This window comes from Microbulbifer sp. ABM4_008 (assembly GCF_056311705.1).
In genome coordinates this window covers 4,771,168-4,787,478 of sequence record NZ_CM149970.1, presented here as the reverse complement: position 1 = coordinate 4,787,478, position 16,311 = coordinate 4,771,168, and the positions used below count along the sequence as shown (strand labels likewise).

At 42.8% G+C, this 16,311-nt stretch carries 13 protein-coding genes; 4 read left to right on the top strand and 9 right to left on the bottom strand.

Annotated features, from left to right (window positions below):
* Positions 1 to 433 precede the first annotated feature (433 nt).
* From ACYX4J_RS20795 to ACYX4J_RS20785, 3 genes are all read right to left on the bottom strand, one after another.
* Positions 434 to 973 carry an SF0329 family protein gene (locus ACYX4J_RS20795; RefSeq protein ID WP_476177460.1) on the bottom strand — a complete coding sequence of 180 codons (540 nt, stop codon included), beginning with the start codon at positions 971 to 973 and terminating at the stop codon, positions 434 to 436.
* A gap of 442 nt (positions 974 to 1,415) precedes the next feature.
* Positions 1,416 to 1,940, bottom strand: coding sequence for a hypothetical protein (locus ACYX4J_RS20790; RefSeq protein WP_476177459.1), 525 nt, complete (start codon positions 1,938 to 1,940; stop codon positions 1,416 to 1,418).
* Between the two features lie 246 nt (positions 1,941 to 2,186).
* Complete coding sequence (locus ACYX4J_RS20785; RefSeq protein WP_476177458.1) at positions 2,187 to 2,741, bottom strand: hypothetical protein; 555 nt, start codon at positions 2,739 to 2,741, stop codon at positions 2,187 to 2,189.
* Between the two features lie 293 nt (positions 2,742 to 3,034).
* On the opposite strand from ACYX4J_RS20785, the gene ACYX4J_RS20780 reads away from it, so the two are divergent.
* Together ACYX4J_RS20780 and ACYX4J_RS20775 are read left to right on the top strand one after the other, a co-directional pair.
* On the top strand, positions 3,035 to 3,718 hold the full coding sequence (locus ACYX4J_RS20780; protein ID WP_476177457.1) for an AHH domain-containing protein: 684 nt from the start codon (positions 3,035 to 3,037) through the stop codon (positions 3,716 to 3,718).
* 79 nt (positions 3,719 to 3,797) lie between these two features.
* Entirely contained in the window at positions 3,798 to 4,373 is a 576-nt protein-coding gene (locus ACYX4J_RS20775; protein WP_444915026.1) for a hypothetical protein, read from the top strand.
* 215 nt (positions 4,374 to 4,588) lie between these two features.
* Here the strand turns inward: ACYX4J_RS20775 and ACYX4J_RS20770 are convergent, their stop codons facing one another.
* Together ACYX4J_RS20770 and ACYX4J_RS20765 are read right to left on the bottom strand one after the other, a co-directional pair.
* Complete coding sequence (locus ACYX4J_RS20770; RefSeq protein WP_445362958.1) at positions 4,589 to 5,047, bottom strand: hypothetical protein; 459 nt, start codon at positions 5,045 to 5,047, stop codon at positions 4,589 to 4,591.
* 126 nt (positions 5,048 to 5,173) lie between these two features.
* Positions 5,174 to 6,016, bottom strand: coding sequence for a hypothetical protein (locus ACYX4J_RS20765; protein ID WP_476177456.1), 843 nt, complete (start codon positions 6,014 to 6,016; stop codon positions 5,174 to 5,176).
* A 730-nt stretch (positions 6,017 to 6,746) separates the two neighbouring features.
* Here ACYX4J_RS20765 and csrA point away from each other — a divergent pair.
* Positions 6,747 to 6,926, top strand: coding sequence for a carbon storage regulator CsrA (csrA, locus tag ACYX4J_RS20760; RefSeq protein WP_476177455.1), 180 nt, complete (start codon positions 6,747 to 6,749; stop codon positions 6,924 to 6,926).
* A gap of 572 nt (positions 6,927 to 7,498) precedes the next feature.
* Here csrA and ACYX4J_RS20755 read toward each other — a convergent pair.
* From ACYX4J_RS20755 to ACYX4J_RS20740, 4 genes are all read right to left on the bottom strand, one after another.
* A complete protein-coding gene (locus tag ACYX4J_RS20755; RefSeq protein ID WP_476177454.1) occupies positions 7,499 to 8,074 on the bottom strand; it encodes a hypothetical protein in 576 nt (191 codons plus the stop codon).
* Between the two features lie 261 nt (positions 8,075 to 8,335).
* Positions 8,336 to 10,807, bottom strand: coding sequence for a TIR domain-containing protein (locus ACYX4J_RS20750; RefSeq protein WP_476177453.1), 2,472 nt, complete (start codon positions 10,805 to 10,807; stop codon positions 8,336 to 8,338).
* Between the two features lie 330 nt (positions 10,808 to 11,137).
* Positions 11,138 to 12,910 carry a bifunctional protein-serine/threonine kinase/phosphatase gene (locus ACYX4J_RS20745; RefSeq protein ID WP_476177452.1) on the bottom strand — a complete coding sequence of 591 codons (1,773 nt, stop codon included), beginning with the start codon at positions 12,908 to 12,910 and terminating at the stop codon, positions 11,138 to 11,140.
* A gap of 101 nt (positions 12,911 to 13,011) precedes the next feature.
* Entirely contained in the window at positions 13,012 to 14,487 is a 1,476-nt protein-coding gene (locus ACYX4J_RS20740; RefSeq protein ID WP_444903609.1) for a NarK family nitrate/nitrite MFS transporter, read from the bottom strand.
* Between the two features lie 412 nt (positions 14,488 to 14,899).
* Between ACYX4J_RS20740 and ACYX4J_RS20735 the strand changes: the two genes are divergently transcribed.
* A complete protein-coding gene (locus ACYX4J_RS20735; protein ID WP_475708985.1) occupies positions 14,900 to 16,201 on the top strand; it encodes an MFS transporter in 1,302 nt (433 codons plus the stop codon).
* Positions 16,202 to 16,311 lie beyond the last annotated feature (110 nt).

The window sequence follows — 16,311 nt, the reverse complement described above, 5'->3', positions numbered from 1 at the left end:
TAGAGATCCTGTACTTCTGAGTTTGTTATAGTGTATTTTTGGCTGATAATATCGCTCTAAAAACGGAGCTATTTCACATCTTCTATTTTTGATATTTATCAATCACAGACATAAATCATTAAGAATCAGAAAGTTAGTACGGTGTATAGTAGGTATGCACTTGGAAGCCTTTGAACCTTGATGCTACTAACGCAAGAAATAACATAGCATTACACTGAGTATAAGAAATAAAAAAATGGGGTGTGATAGATAATCTTCGCCCAAAGTTTTCTGTTAAATCAGAGCGCGTTATCCATATTTGGAGCTTCATTTCAGAAAAGCGGACTATCGTACCGGGTATGCCTGGTATTAAGTGTTGGAGTAAACAGTCCTGCTATCTAAACCTTGTAATATAATCTTGATGGCTTGCTGGATACTTAGATAATTAAATAATCTATGGGTGTTGTGTTGAAGAGAATTGTTCCGTAATTGCAGGGGCTTTAATACCTTCAGACTCCAATCTTATGCTCAATAATTTCTTTGCTAATGGATGTAAACTTGCTGTATCAATCTCTTTGAGTCTGCGCTTACCTAAACGCTTATCCAGTGTGGCTAGGGATTGAATCAATGGGTTCTCGGAGTTTAGAGCTTCATCAATTTTGAGGGTATGAACGAATTCCCAGCAGGCTTGATAGGCATCTTGCCGAGATAACTCTCCATATTCCATCTCACCATAGGATAGTTTCTGCTTTTCACTTATATGCTCAGGTACATTGGAATCAGTAACCCAGCGATTATCTTTTCTATAGCAATTACCACTCGCTCTATTCCAAAAGGCCCTTGTACAGAAGTTTGCTATGACCTCCCTATCAAAAGTCAACCAGGCATGTCCACATGAACAGTTTCCATAACTGGTACTGTTGATAGAGATACGGCCATCCAAGGATGGAGAAAATTTTTCTTCAACTAGAGATTTAAGCTTGCTCCATTTCATTGAGGGGTATTCCTAATTACACATAATTCTATTAGTTCACTGTATTTATTTTTGCTGTAAACAATATTCAAAGTTAAAAATACTTATTATACAAGGTAGGTTATAGCCTTGGTAAATCGTCTTCACCCCACGCCTCGCCAGTCGGATCACCAGCACCTCCACCTTCAGAAGTAAGGTGGTCATAAGGGAGCTCGTCTCCCGTGCCCCTCTCTTAAGCATCATTGGCCATGTGCATGAAACCCTCGGCTTCGGAGCCTTATATTTTTGGATACCACTAACACTTAAATTAGTAACTATCCTTAGTCCTTCAGCTTATGAGGATCAAAGATTACATCAGATTCTCCGTATACCCCATTTTAATTTTAAAATTACTTCTCACATGATAAAGCAGGTCAGACATTAAAAATCTCTATGAAAGCAGGGGTAGAGGTTGATTTATTTTCTAATAAAACCTATGAAGTATTAAGTCAAAACCTTTTATTGAAAATTTTGCTCTTTCCATGTCCTCTGTATATTTGCCGAGGTTATTTCCATCAAGATCCCAGACATTTTCTTTAGCTAACCACGTATTTAATTCGTGGTCATGACATCTGAACTGGCTTTGTGGGACTACCTTACCGTTTTTCATGGTCGGCCCAAAATTCCTACATTCTGTGCCCCACCTCCACCACTTTATATCTGGCATATTTACCATGCCTTCTCTGAGGGGAACACTAAAAACTGTGATTTCGGATTCATAGTTTTTATAAATTATGTATCTATAGCCCCACTTCCCTCCCCCCTCATAATTTACATCCTGAGTAAGTAATTCACCCGGCTCTAGATCAGCTATATCAATACTAGAAGATTGCTCACCAGCATTTGCTGGAGGCTTAAGAGCGCTGCCAAACATACCAAGTATGAATCCGACTCCAATTAAAGAGACAGTAAGAAGGCTGAACCAAAGTAATTTCTTGCGCTTTTTCATTTGAAGTTCACAGAGTATTCAAACTAAGCATATCATATCACTTACTAGCAAATATCAAGAGTTTAGAAGCTGCCTGAATAGTGCGATATTGATTGTCATACTAGATAATTTGTACCAAATATAAGAGGTATTCATGTAGCTAAGCATTTACTGGTATATGGTTATCCAGTAATGTTTCCATACTTGGAAGATATTTGTATAATCGAGCAGTCTATGAGTGTACTAGATTGTTCTCAAATCTGTGTGCTAACTTACTTCTTGAAATTTTAAACCTGTAAAAGAGTTCGCCTCATATGCAGTTTTAAATTCTTCAGTTACAAAACTAAAAGTCAGTTTATTTGTATAAGATTTAAATATACAGTGCCCCTCTAATTCTGAGTCAATGAACTTAACAGAATCTTGCCCCATGTGAATTCCTGAGTTCACTACTTCATTAGTATTAGTTGAGTCAACATACTTCTCTGGAATCACATATAGTGTATTAAATATGTAATATGTTTCATCACCAATTAGAAGTGGTAAGAACTCACCAGATGAATTTAGAATATCTTTTAGGGCTGAAAATGCTCTGGGGTTTAGAACTATATTTCCTAAAGCCCATGTAGTAATGTCTGGTATAGATTCTTCTTTACCTGTGTAATTATCACTAGCGTAGAAGTGCGCTTTGGGAGCTATCCATTTATCTAGCCTCGGTTTTGCACGAAATCGCTGACTATAGGATGGCATTTTCTCTGCAAGGTCTGAGACATCTAGCGCAAGTGAATAATACTTTTCAAAATCACTATCAACTAAATGACTCATAACTCATAACTCATAACTCATAACTCATAACTCATAACTCATAACTCATAACTCATAACTCATAACTCATAACTCATAACTCATAACTCATAACTAATGACTAATGACTAATGACTCCATTTTGAAAGTGTATTATCTATGCGGTACAAGCGTGCAAGAATCAGCCTGATTTTTTCACCGAATTCTATACATATCTGATACTTCTAGTTTCACACTATTCTAATAATGATATTTTTGATAATTGGGTCTCATATCGAGCTTACTAAGCTATTAAGTCCCTGGAATCACTTGTCGTGTCCATCGACAATTTAGCCATAGTTAAAACCACCTTACCGAGAAGACTGATGGAATACGACCACGGTAGACGTGTGACTCCCCATGTTTGGGAGCTCTCCCCACTAGACCTTTGCATTCAACAATATGAGAATCGTTGTAAGAACTATCACTATCGTAAGCTGAAAGTGGCGGGTGAAACCGAAGAGCAGCGGAGGGAGCGCTTGGCAAGTCTCAAGGTGGAAATGGAACAATTAAAGCATGAACGCCGAACCATCATGTCAATGGTTTCGGTTCAGAGTCAGCTTCAGCAGTACCGAGACGAGTTTCGGGGTATAGAGGACGATGAAGAGCGTATAGAAGCCTATGAGCAGGAGAGGCACCACCCTACTGAAGTTCTTGAAACAAACCTACGTCTAGTTGGTAGGGCCAAGCCTAGTAAAGAGTACACAGCTCACCATATTGTTGAAGGGAAAGGCAAGCTACCTGCTACCGCCGATGTCCGACTGACACTTTTCATGCACGATGTTAGGATAAATGATCCTGATAACGGTGTGTGGATGCCGCGCTCAAGCGAGCAGAACGGTCATTGGGCAATGCCTAAAGCAACTCCTCATAGTAAGATCCACACGCACAATTATGAACGTTGGGTTACGGCCAAATCAATAACCTTAATAGTGAATCTGAAATACGCGCTAAGTTGACCATTATTCGTACACACCTGAAGAATGGTACTCAACCGGAGAAGGTGACAGCGCCTTCTGATAAGAATTGGAATGGGCAATGACTTATAGGATCAGTTTTAACCACGAAGACTTTTTGAATCTCAGTATTGACCTCAAGAAGCTAATGTTCACCGTGGGTAAACGTATGGGCGGTATGAAAGCCTTTAAGAATTATCCTTGGGACAATAAGTCTATCAAGGATATTTGGGAGGATCATGGAGGGGCTTTTATCCAGGTAGAAGGTTTAGATCAGAGCGTTAAACCTGATATCACTACTTGGAATGGAGCACACTTGGTGCTCTCATCCAAAGCCCACTCGGTGCTTTCTAAAGAGCTTGCGCCGTACGGGGAGTTCCTGCCTATTACCCTGGATGGTGAGCCCTATGTAATCTTTAACTGCTTGAATGCGGTTTCCGCCGACAAGTCCGTAAGTGAGGCTGATATTCAAGATGATCTTTGGATGGGAATTAAAAATATCGGCTTCACCGATGAAGATGTTGCTTCAAATTTAATTTTCAAGACTCGATTTGACCGCTGTGCGAATCTCTATTGTGGAGACCGCTTCAAGTCTCTTGTAGAAGAGGCTGAGCTGAAAGGGTTGAACTTCTCGGAGAATCTCGTAGCAGCATTCTAACTTAGGTTAAAACGACGTTTCTCTTTTATAGCAATATAACCTAGTGGGGCTAATAAGAAGCCCCACAATATCTTTGGTTACAGGGAGTCTCCTAAATTTGGGAAGTCTTATAATTAACGCTTTATCCCGAAGGTGTTTCTATTAGAATAGAAGAGTGCTAAATAAGTGTTAGTAAATACTAGTTTTTGGAGCTAAAATTTGGCTTCATACTTTTATTAAGTTTTTGTGATTTCAATGTTAAACGAACCATTATCATAATCCAGCCATTGCCCATTTATAAACCTAATTGACCACTCAGGATACTTCTTATCTGTCATAAATGTCAGTAACCAAAGGTCTTTGCTCAAGGATATTTCTAACTCGGGTATTCGGCCAAAGAGTTTAATCGTTTCTATCTTTCTCCCGACTAATAATGCTGGAAGCTGGTTAATTTCAGTCTGATCACTCCAACTCCCCAGTACTATTGATTGCTTGTCTTCTAGTCTCCATGACCATTCGATCATTATTGTTTGTTCACCGGAAGGGTTATTCCCTCGTTTCGGTGGTGTGAGCTCTCCCAATTCTAAAAAGATCGCACTTCCATGTCCTATCCAGGCATGAGATATCTTTGCTTCCTGAAGTTCTGCTAACCTTGCTTTTGCTTGCTGTTCAGATATCGGGATGATTTTCTTCATTTAATTACTTCTATGGTTGATTCGAGAGGATCATGCTTACCCTACAACCAATTCAGTTGAAGCTTGTTACAGAAAGGGAGATTGGGTAGTGAAGCGCCCCATTTATAAGTCTTGTATGCGTTTGGTTTAAACCTTTTTGTATGAATTGCATATTTCGTATACTAATTCAGGCTCAACAGGTGTGTTGGGGTGCCTTAACTTTTTCCAGTCACTTATGCCAAACACTGGATTATCATAGTAGCGTGTAGTAACTACCTTTCCAGTATCTTTTTCACAGTTAATCCATAGCTCGTTTATTTGGCCATAAAACCCATTTTGGTCGGGATCAACAAAAATTACTTTCAACCAGGTGGAAATTTGAGGCCAGTTAATGTTGCTGTGCTGAAAACTTATACTTGTTGTACTGTCTTGGACTAGGCTTTCTATAGCTTCCCACTTAATTTCATCTTCTTTTGTCTCAAACAAGTTCAGAATCAATTCCAATATACCGTTTGATTCTAGTGAGTCGGTATAATAGTAATCATGAAATGATACCGTGTAGAATTTACTGCCCAGATGTATTCCTTTGCTATATAGCCTCATTTCATTCTTTAGGTCTATACCATCAAGCTCGTAATAAGCATTGCCGTTTTTTTCATAACTCTGCTCTTTTTGAAAGTCAAAAAGATACCCCGGCCTTGAATATTTTCCAGACTTAAGATGCTTAATCTCTTCGTTGCCCCAGGTTATGCCGGGTGCAGATGCTGAGGCGGTATAAACCGTGATATAGAGCGCATATTGACCTTCTGGAGATGTGGCGATGATCATCCCCTCACTATCCTCATGGCTCCACTTGCCTGGCAGTGAGACGCTCCAGTATTCATGATCAAGGTGTGTTCTTGCTTCTAAACCACTTAATTTTTCTACCGGTATATTTGTAGCGCAGGCAGATACAAATATTAACGCTAATAACCCGAAGTACTTATACACTTTTACACCCTACCGAAGGTAAATCAGAATACTCAAAAGAAATTGCATCATATCATTTGGTCCACTGATTCCAAAAATCGGAAGCTTTTCTATCCAGAAAAAACTATCTACCGAAAGGATCGTCCGGGTTGGAAAAATTACTTATGAGTAGAAAGGGACTAACTTACCGGGTATTCAGCCTTGAAGTACTTAATGGATAGGGCATCGCCATTAAAAATATAGGCACAAAAATGATCTTATTGGATTTTATTCAGTTTGTTTTAGTGTCAAAGCTGCGTAAAATCGATTGATATTTATTGGTATTTTGGCCGGAATTGAGTGGCCTTATGAAGGCCGATGACCAAGGGCCAAAGGGATTCGAGAGAATCAAGACCTCTAAGAGTTTTCTAAAGAACCATCTTTTCACAGGAGAACGGTAGCGTGACGTAAGAGACATTAAAAGGCGCTGACCCAAGGTGCAGCAACACCAGGGGCCAGCTAACCAAATTGATACACAGACTATCAAAGTGGCTACATGCATAGTACGCTAGAAACCCGCTCGTCTTCAATAAACTGGAGAACATTCAGCGGCTTGGAGCGATTCCCCAAGCTCCGGGAGCGTTGTGCCTGCCTTTTCTTCTTCTATGCCTACCGTTCCCGCGCACCTCCCCGTATTTACTCAAAGCGTTACTTTCTCAGTCTTCCATCAAGGAAGGTCTAACTATGGTTTGAGTATCAGTAGGAATTTATTATGTTGATCTTAAAGCGCCGGACTGGTGAAAACTTAAGGATTGGGGCTAATGTTTCAGTCACTGTATTGGAAGTTAAGGGAAATCAGGTGAAGATCGGAATACGTGCCCCAAAATCTCTATCGATCCACCGTGAAGAAATATATATACGTATTAAAAAAGAACGGACCACTGGAAAGTAGACGCCTTTGAGATAAGTTTCAAATTTAAAATTTTTAAAATAGCGACGCGTGTCAGCGCGTCCAGTCTGGAGGAAAGAACTGCGTTTATTTACTGACAGATTAACTTCGTAAAGTTACTAATGGCAATTGGTTAGTTTTAAGTCTAGATCACATAATTTAACTTTTTCCTATATCTTTTGTATCCACATTCTGGGTTGATTGCCACGCAATAAACAAGTTTGCCTTGTGTGCCAGTTGCCCTACATGTAATACTTTCCACTGTGCTTTAGCATCTATCTCCAAAATTAAGGAAATAGTCAATTCTTTTTCCGAATTGATGGGCTACGACTAATAAAGACAGCTTTCGCAAGTATTAAAAAGTTCACTATTGGCGATTAAATAACTTATAAATACTGAATTAATGACTGTAGGAGCTATACATATTGCAATGTCCAATAATATTTCTATCGACTGAAACGTGGGATCAGTTCAGTTCCTAAGAAACTGAGATTAGAATGGCTAAACATAAATACAAAAGAAATTTATTAATAAGGCCTGATAGAATGTAACTAAGTTTAGTGACTTGCTAGCTATTACTCGACTACTGCGAGAGAGTCTATTCTTTCTCGGATTTTTTCGCAGCAATTGTCAATCGCATTTAGAATTTTTTCATTATTCTCTCTACTATTCTCCCAATATTCCTTGCTCCAGTTTGGGTCTTTATACTGATATTCAATAGACTCTTCATAACATAGGCCAAAAACACAGTTAAGAGCTTCATAAACAACATGGGTATAAAATGGTTTGTTATTTTCGATGCTGTCCCGAAATGCATAAAATGATACACCGAACTCTTTAAGACGCCGCTTAATTCTTTCATCTTCACTTTCATTTGGATCAAAACTATCCATAACAGGACGAAGTGATAAGGTTTTGGATCGCAACTCTACAAGTAAAATCCATATTTCTTGATAAATAGTAAATTCTTTGTCAAATTGTATTTTTGATATATGAGCAGATGTATCTGTGAGGCTTTTTATTATTGTATTTGCCGACTGTAAGTCAGACTTATATTTCTCTAATCTCAAGTTTCCAAAATATGCAAAAAGTCCAGTTAAGACTGCAGATACACCTCCCAGTGACCCCATTATTACTGCGAAAACTTCCATATATTTTCCTTTATAGTTTTATTAAAGTGGTTATCACTGCTTATTGGTGGCAGTTTTTGCTAAATATCTATTTCAACAAATAAGAACACCAGTCTATAATGGTTTAAAATTATTGAATAAACAATTCGTGGAAAAAGGTTAGGTTTTAAGCGAATATAATTGATAGAAATATTGCGAACTTAAATTTTTCCTCTAAATCGATTATATCATTTAACTCATTAAAAACTTGCGCAGCTTTGCTGCGCTAGAGTAATTTACTTGTCAATATTCTTTTTGCAAAGAAGATAACCTGTTAATAAACCTATCTAATGCCTCTTTGCGAACACCACGTAATTCTAATTTTGCCAATGATATAGCCTTGCCGCAATCACCTGACATGGCGATATATATTGATTTAAATCTAATATAGCTTCTATATGTTTGCGAATTTTTAGATTCTTGAGCATCTAGCAGAGAAATCGCCTGTTTAAGCCTATCAATATTCTTAAATTGTATAGCCAGACTTGCTAAGGTCAAGATAGGGTAAGTCACTTCTGGAAAGTTATGTATTGTTTTTTCAAGAAGCTCATATGCACCGTCAACATTATGATCAAAATGAGCAAGTATTTTTGCTCGCGCACTGTTATACATTTCCTGAGCCCTATCTGAAGGATCTGATTCCAGCCTTCCTACAATCTCTTCTATTAAGGATCTTTCAGCTTGGGCTTTATCTTTATGTAAAATACATGAAAGGTAATTATTTGCATTTATTGGGTTGTTAGGAGCTCGTTTATAGATTTGCTTTGCCAGTTCATAAGCTAGTTCATGATCGTCGCTTTGCATATAAATAAGAACTAATTCACTTTTAGCTCTCAAATCATTTGGTCGCTTTTTTAGTACTCGGTTGTAGCTACTAATAGCTCTTTCTTGGTCACCTTGAATTCGATAGTAAAACCCGTGTAAGAATGAGCTTTCCGGCTCAGAAACCAGCTTCACAACACCAAAAAAATCTGGGTTTCTGAGGCGGGCAAGTGCCTGGCATTTTAAGAAGTAAATATTTGCGAGAACATTCTCATGTAAATACGCGGAATTAAGCAAAACTCTATCGGAAAGTCTTAATACTTCCTTGTAGTTAGTATTACCTCCTTTTTCATATATAGTTCTTATTGTTTTAATAAAATACGAAGGTATTAAAAGCCTATCTGAAATATCCTCTCCTGAAATTAAGGCCTGCTGAATAGAGAAGATATAATCAGAAATGTCTCTATTGTCATCTGACCCGCTGTTAATAAATTCCTTTACGTGGCTTTTAAGCTTTTCTTTAAATACCATAGGAAGGCCAAAGCGGCTTCGATCAATATAATCCTTTATAACCTCGTTAACTCTAATATAGTCTCCGGTTGCACCTAGTCGCTCACAAACTGAACGTAATAAAAAGTCACTTAATATAGGAAAATATGTGTTCTCATCTACTAGCTGAAATAGAAAGTCAAAACTTATAAACTCAAATTTTGATAAAAAGTATAGAAAATTAAGTGATTTTTGATCATCTTTTAACGAGTCAACAACTAGTTTTGCTTTATCAGTTGCATATTCCTGAATAAGATGAGAATTTTTTTTAACTTCAAAAACGCTACTTTCAGCAATCATATCCACAGCATGAATAACTTGCTCAGGATAACCGGTAAGGATATCTGAAAAAAAACTGAGTTCGTCACGAGATAGATCTAAATTGCGAAATTTGGAGTATCGAGATAATAGCCCATTACGTTCGGATCTTTCTAGTTCAGGGATTTCTTCCATATAGAATGCTGGATTTTGGTATTTTATATATCTTTTGGCTCTAAATTTACTAGAAATGCAGAATGTTAGGTGCTCTCTATCTTTTATTTTACTTATGATATTTGAAAACCAATCAACTATTTCACCATCGAATTGAATAATTGAGCCTTTATCTTCTATTAGTACACGTTCTTTCTCAGATACCATGTCGTTAACAAGGGTTGATGCGATTGCAACCTTTTCTTCCAAGCTGGTTTTAAGGAAGTCTTCGGTTTGTATTTCATCTGTAAATCCAAGATCATTTATTTTTAAAATAAAGTCCTCTATGCTATCGCTTTCTTCCATCGATATCTGAGGGAATTCATATGAATCTCTAATTATGTTTGATTTCTTAAGTGAATGTTTGATGAATGACTTTCTTCCTATCGAATTGAGGCCTGACGCAATAAATACTATCGGGCTATCATTTTCGTAATCATCAAATCTTTCTTCCACTTGTTGGATTTTTGCATTTCTTCCTACAAATATTTTTTCTCTTTCTCTTAATGTCGGATGATTTTTCCAGGCTAGCTCACGTAATCGAGAATTTATCTTTCGTGCAGCAACTTTTGGCTGGCGAATATGCTGAATATTAAATCCTTCTCTCATCCAGTTAGGTATTCTGCTATCTTCGAAAGTTATCCCTTCATCTATAATTATTGGATATATTCTGTCAATTTTGCCTTCGTCAACCTTCTCTTTTGCCATTAACACTTCATTTTTGACCCACTTCGATTCTAAGGCTGATTCAGATATAAAAATCACAAAAAGAGAGGTTTTATCCAATCCATTTATAATTTCTTCACTTGGAGACATGCCGGCTTCGAAGGTATCTTCGTCATAGATTGTCGATTCCTTTCTAAGCAAGTTTCTAACAATTGCCACATATTGTTTTTTATCGCTAGAGCTATGAGATAAAAAGCATTTAATCATCTAATTCCCTTTAACTTGTTATTTTGACACTGGCAATCTATTTAAAAGAATTTTGCATCATGTCAATTATAAACTTGCAAGCCGCTTAATCAACAAAAGCATTCAGCATGTTATGCAATATCAGAAAAATATTTTTATGTAGATATTGCGGTTGCTCATAATTTTCGGTTATGACAGCATAAGTAATTATCAAATGCCGCTTTGTATATGAAATAGAAAGAAAGTATTGTAAATAATATCGGCCAAACACTCAGTAAAGCCAGAGGTTTTATAAATATTTTAGGTCTGATTATTAGTAAATGAACACTACCGTTCCAGGTGGATTAAATCTTAGGCGCTAGACGAAAACAACGCCGCCACCGCCAACAAAGTAGCCACCCAAATCCCACAAAGAATCTTCCAAAAAAGGGAAGCATCCCCTTTCTCAGTAGGATCTTCCCTTAGGTAATCCGGGTTAGGGTTGGCCAGGTCGCGCATAAATTCCGTTAGGGTGGAGTAGCGCTGTTCCAGGTCGATACTACATCCGCGCTCCAGGGCGCGGTCGAACCAGATGGGGACTACCGGGTTGAACTGGCTGGCGGTGCGGTAGCGCAGGCGTTCGAAGTCGGCGTGGGAGCGGCAGTTTTCAATTTCCTCGCCGTAGGGCAGTTCTCCGGTAAACATTTCGTAGGCAATGGTGGCGAGAGCATAGACATCGCCGCGAATACCGCTGTTGTGCCCGAGGATATAGTGGGGGTCGGAGTAGCTGGCGGTGCCCAGCGCTTCCGGGTGCTCCAGGGGGCGGAAAATCTCGGCACTGCCGGCTACATACACTGAACCGAAGTCGATAATTTTTACCCGCCCGTTGCCGTCGATCATGATATTGGCTGGGCGCAAATCCTGATGGATGGTTTCCTGATCGTGGAAGGCCTGTAGTCCGATGGCAATCTCCTTCAGGATACGAAACGCTTCCGTCGGTTTGGGAAAGCGGTTGTTGGTGATCCACTGCTCCAGGGTGCTGCCCTGCACATACTCCATCAGGTAATAGAGCGCGGTGCGCGGGCGGGTCTGGCGGTGCAGGCGCACTACTTGGGGGCTGCGAATACGCAGGCCTATCCACTCCTCTTGAATAAAGCGGTCGATATAGTGGATATCGTCCTCGTAATTTACCGAGGGAGTTTTCATTACCAGGATTTCCCCGGTGGCACTGTCGCGCACCAGGTACAGCTGGCTGCGCTGGGAGGAGAACAGCTCCCGCTCCACCTGGTAACCATCCAATACCATGCCCGGTTCCAACTCCGGCGGGAAGGGCAGGCGGGTAAGCTGGCGGCTGTAGTCGTCCAGGGTGGTTTGTGGCAATGCTTTTACCTTTACCACTAATGCGGAGAGGTTATCGTCACTGCCGTTTTCCTCGGCGAGGCGCACCAGGGTTTCTGCTGTTTCCTGTTCGCTTGTTTGGGTATCTGCCAGCAGCTCCCGCAGCAGATCCTGATTGATAAAGTCGTGCACGCCGTCGCTGGTAATCAGCAGCACATCGTCTTTAGCCAGGCTGAGCTGGCCGTAATCCACTTGCAGGCCGGTATCCATGCCCAGCGCGCGGGATAGCATCTGCTGGCGGTGGGCCAGGGTGATGTTGTGGTCCCGGGTGAGGCATTTAAGGTTGTCACCGCGCAGGTGATAGATACGGCTGTCGCCAATATGGAAATAGTGGGCAGTGCGGGATTTAAAAATCAGGGCAGAGAAGGTGCAGAGGAAGCCCTTTTCCTGTTGGGGAAAGTCGTGGCTCTTGCGGTATAGCTTGCTGTTAATGGAGGCGAGGATTTTCTGTCCGGCGTGGGCCACAGACCAGGTATCCGGCACCTTGTAATAGTCCCGCACAAACTGCTCGGTGGCGGTGTGGCTGGCTTGGGCGCCAGCTTCGGCAGAGCTGACTCCATCGGCCAGTGCGGCGACTGCGCCCAGGTATTCCTGTAAGTGCGGGCTGGCTGGCCAGTGATAGATTGCCGCGTCTTCGTTCTGCGGTTTGATGCCGGCACTGGTGCAGAGGCCGTGGCTCAATCGCGGTGTCTGGGCTTCGGGGTTTGCCTCGGTTTCTGTTTGCACCCCGGAATTGGTTTCGCTCACAGCTTTCTCCTATCTCGTTTCGTCCCCTCAGACCAACGGCGAAAAACAAAGAAGGGCCATTGGCCCTCCTTTGCGTTTGTTGCTGGATAATTGCTTTCCGATCACTCCACGCTGATCAGCTGCACTGTGCCATCCGGTAGCACTTCGGCGATATTGCCTTTGGGCTCTTCCAGGAACAGGCAGGCGAAGAAGATCACCGCTGCTGCGCCGCAGATAATCAGGAAGAACTGGCTGTAGCTGACATAAGACAGGGCGGTAAGGAAAGTAACCGCACCCACGTTGCCGTAGGCTCCGGCCATACCGGCGATCTGCCCGGTCATGCGACGCTTCACCAGGGGTACGACGGCGAATACGGCACCCTCACCGGCCTGCACGAAGAAAGAGCAGCACATGGTGGCAACTACCGCAGCGGGTATCCACCAGCCGCCGTTGATCTGGCTCAGTACAAAGTAACCCACTGCGAGGCCGCCGATCAGGAACATCAGGCTGCGGCGGCGTCCCAGTTTGTCAGAGAAGTATCCACCGGTTGGGCGGGCCACCAGGTTCATAAAGGCGAAGCCAGAGGCGAGCAGGCCGGCCTTCACCGGGCTCAATCCTTCAAAGGTTTCCAGGAAGAACAGCGGCAGCATAGAAACCACGGCCAGCTCTGAGCCGAAGGTGACGAAGTAGGCCAGGTCGAGGATGGCTACCTGCTTGAAGTTGTATTTCTCCAGCTCGGGCACGCCTTCGCGCAGGTGGTCTTTGTTTACATTCCAGATCATGCGGGTCTGGAAGGCAAACAGTACTACCAGTAGTCCCCACATCACGTAGGTGGCATTCTGGCTCAGTAGGGCTACGCCGCTGGGAGACAGTTTGTAAGCCAGCGCTGCCAGTGCCAGGTACATGGGCACATTCATCAGCAGGTAGAAGTAGAAATCCCGCTTGCTGGTCACTTCCAGGCCGCCGCTCTTTTTCGGTTTGAAGTAAGTGGAACCTTTAGGAGTGTTCCGGGCAACGCGGTAGTAGATGATGCCGTACAGGCCGGCGATGATGCCGGTGAGGCCCAGGGCATAGCGCCAGCCGTCTTCACCGCCGAACAGCAGGGCGATGGTGGGTAGGGTCATGGCACCGGCAGCAGAACCGAAATTCCCCCAGCCGCCGTAAACACCTTCTGCCAGGCCAACTTGTTTGGCTGGGAACCATTCACCCACCATGCGGATACCAATTACAAAGCCGGCACCCACAAATCCCAGCAGGAAGCGGAACAGGGCCAGGGATTCATAACTGTCTGCGGTGGCGAAGCCCAAACAGATTAAAGATGAGGTCATCAGCAGCCCGCTATACACCAGGCGCGGCCCCAATTTATCCACCAGCATACCGATAATGATACGGGCGGGGATGGTGAGTGCCACGTTGAGGATTAACAGGGCTTTTACTTGCTGGCTGGTGAGGTCGAACGCTTCCTTGATAAAGACCATCAGCGGAGCGTGGGAGAACCACACCACGAAAGTCAGGAAAAACGCAAACCAAGTAACGTGCAGCGTCTTTATTTTGGGATCGCCCCAATTAAATAAATTGAGGCCGCTGGATTGACTCATGACTATTTTCTCCGGCTTCTCAGAAATTTTTAGAGGTGGATAGGGTCATGACCGATAGTATTTGAGCAGCGCCAGAGGGAAAGCGCGCAAAAGGGGTAAGTGGAAGGGAAATGGATTTGTATATGGAAGGGAGTAACCCCTTGGGGTTAGTAGCTCGGAGTGGGTAGGGGCGGTTTTTAGTGCGTTTCTACCCCAGTGGGGGTAGTTGGCGGAAATTGATAATGATTAAAGAGGGTTTTTGGGAGTAATTGTCGCTAGCCGATTTTTTGTGCATCTTGCCAATAGCTTGCCTCTGTAGATTTCTCGCCCCCGCTGTAATTCTGTGATCACTTTTCTGGGGAGGGGGCTCAATGCGGTGAATAACCGGGGTGGCAATTAATTTTCGACAGCCAATATTTTGGAGATGCCTGCCGTGCAATATACACAGCAACTCGCCGGGCGCGCGCTGATATTTGCCTCGGCCATGTTCGCCGCTAACTTTTCTGTTTGGACGCTCTATGCAGTATTGGGGGTAGAGATACGCGGGCAGTTGGATCTGTCTGCAACTGAATACGGGGTTCTACTGGCTGCGCCGATTCTGAGCGGGGCGCTGCTGCGTTTTCCGGCGGGATTTCTGGTGGAATATTTTTCTGCGAAAAAGCTGATTTTATTGCAGATGCTGTTGTTGCTGCCGGTGCTATTTTTGTTGCCCTTTATCGATAGCTATGGGGCCCACTTGTTGGCGGGGTTGTGGCTGGGTATTTCCGGGGTGTCTTTTGTTTTGGGGATTCGCTATATCAGCCCGTGGTTCGAAAGAGGGCGGCAGGGTACTGCGATGGGCATTTTTGGTGCAGGAAATGCCGGAGCTGCAATTACCCTGGCATTGGCTCCGGCCATTCAAAATTGGTTTGGGCGCGAGTGGATAGGGCCGGCTTATGGAGCCGGGATTATCCTGATGATGGTTTTATTCGAATTTTTTGCACCAGAGGAAACCCGCTATATGCGCAGCCGGGGAAAACCGGATCTGCGCAGTCATTTAAAGCCGCTAACGCAAATCCGGGTTTGGCGTTATGGGCTCTACTATTACTTTGTTTTTGGCAGTTTTCTCGCGCTTTTATTGTGGTTGCCGAATTACTATCTGTCGGTGTACCAAGTCAGCACGCCGGTGGCAATGGCACTTACCCTGTTGTTTGTGGCCCTTTCCAGTTCACTGCGCGCTTTGGGGGGCTGGTTTGCCGATCGCTATGGTGCGCGCACCGTCAATTGGAGTGTTTTCTGGACCTGCCTGGTCTGTCTTTTCTTCCTCAGTTACCCGCCCACCAGCATGACAATTCACGGGGTGGAACGGGATGTGCATTTAAATATTGAAGTGGGTATTGAGCTGTTCACTTTACTGCTACTGGTTATCGGTATCGCCCAGGGATTTGGCCGCGCTTCTGTTTACAAAGCGCTGCACGATAATTTCCCCGCGCATATGGGGAGTGTTGGCGGTACCGTAGCCACTATTGGTGCCCTCGGTGGTTTTACCCTGCCTGTTCTTTTTGGTATCGCTCAGGACTTAGTAGGTATCCACAGTGCGGCCTTTATGCTGCTCTACGGTGTGCTCGCTATTTGTATGTTGGTTATGTATTTGGCGATTCAAAGAGAAAATTATATGCAGCGTTTACAGTACGCACAGCAAAATAATTTCCTGCTTGAGGAAACCAGCGAAACCGAGGCTTTGCCGGATAGGTAGTGCCCACTACCAATAAGGGATTACGCCTGAGTAAAGGCTAGGGAGTAAAGATTAATTAGGCAGGAAAAAATCTATGGTTTCAGTCGAGTCTGAAAAATTGTAATTTGTCA

Excerpts from the sequence above, each read along its gene's own strand:
- ACYX4J_RS20795 (WP_476177460.1), bottom strand. The coding sequence starts at position 973 with ATGAAATGGAGCAAGCTTAAATCTCTAGTTGAAGAAAAATTTTCTCCA.
- ACYX4J_RS20790 (WP_476177459.1), bottom strand. The coding sequence starts at position 1,940 with ATGAAAAAGCGCAAGAAATTACTTTGGTTCAGCCTTCTTACTGTCTCT.
- ACYX4J_RS20785 (WP_476177458.1), bottom strand. The coding sequence starts at position 2,741 with ATGAGTCATTTAGTTGATAGTGATTTTGAAAAGTATTATTCACTTGCG.
- ACYX4J_RS20775 (WP_444915026.1), top strand. The coding sequence starts at position 3,798 with ATGACTTATAGGATCAGTTTTAACCACGAAGACTTTTTGAATCTCAGT.
- ACYX4J_RS20770 (WP_445362958.1), bottom strand. The coding sequence starts at position 5,047 with ATGAAGAAAATCATCCCGATATCTGAACAGCAAGCAAAAGCAAGGTTA.
- csrA (WP_476177455.1), top strand. The coding sequence starts at position 6,747 with ATGTTGATCTTAAAGCGCCGGACTGGTGAAAACTTAAGGATTGGGGCT.
- ACYX4J_RS20755 (WP_476177454.1), bottom strand. The coding sequence starts at position 8,074 with ATGGAAGTTTTCGCAGTAATAATGGGGTCACTGGGAGGTGTATCTGCA.
- ACYX4J_RS20750 (WP_476177453.1), bottom strand. The coding sequence starts at position 10,807 with ATGATTAAATGCTTTTTATCTCATAGCTCTAGCGATAAAAAACAATAT.
- ACYX4J_RS20740 (WP_444903609.1), bottom strand. The coding sequence starts at position 14,487 with ATGAGTCAATCCAGCGGCCTCAATTTATTTAATTGGGGCGATCCCAAA.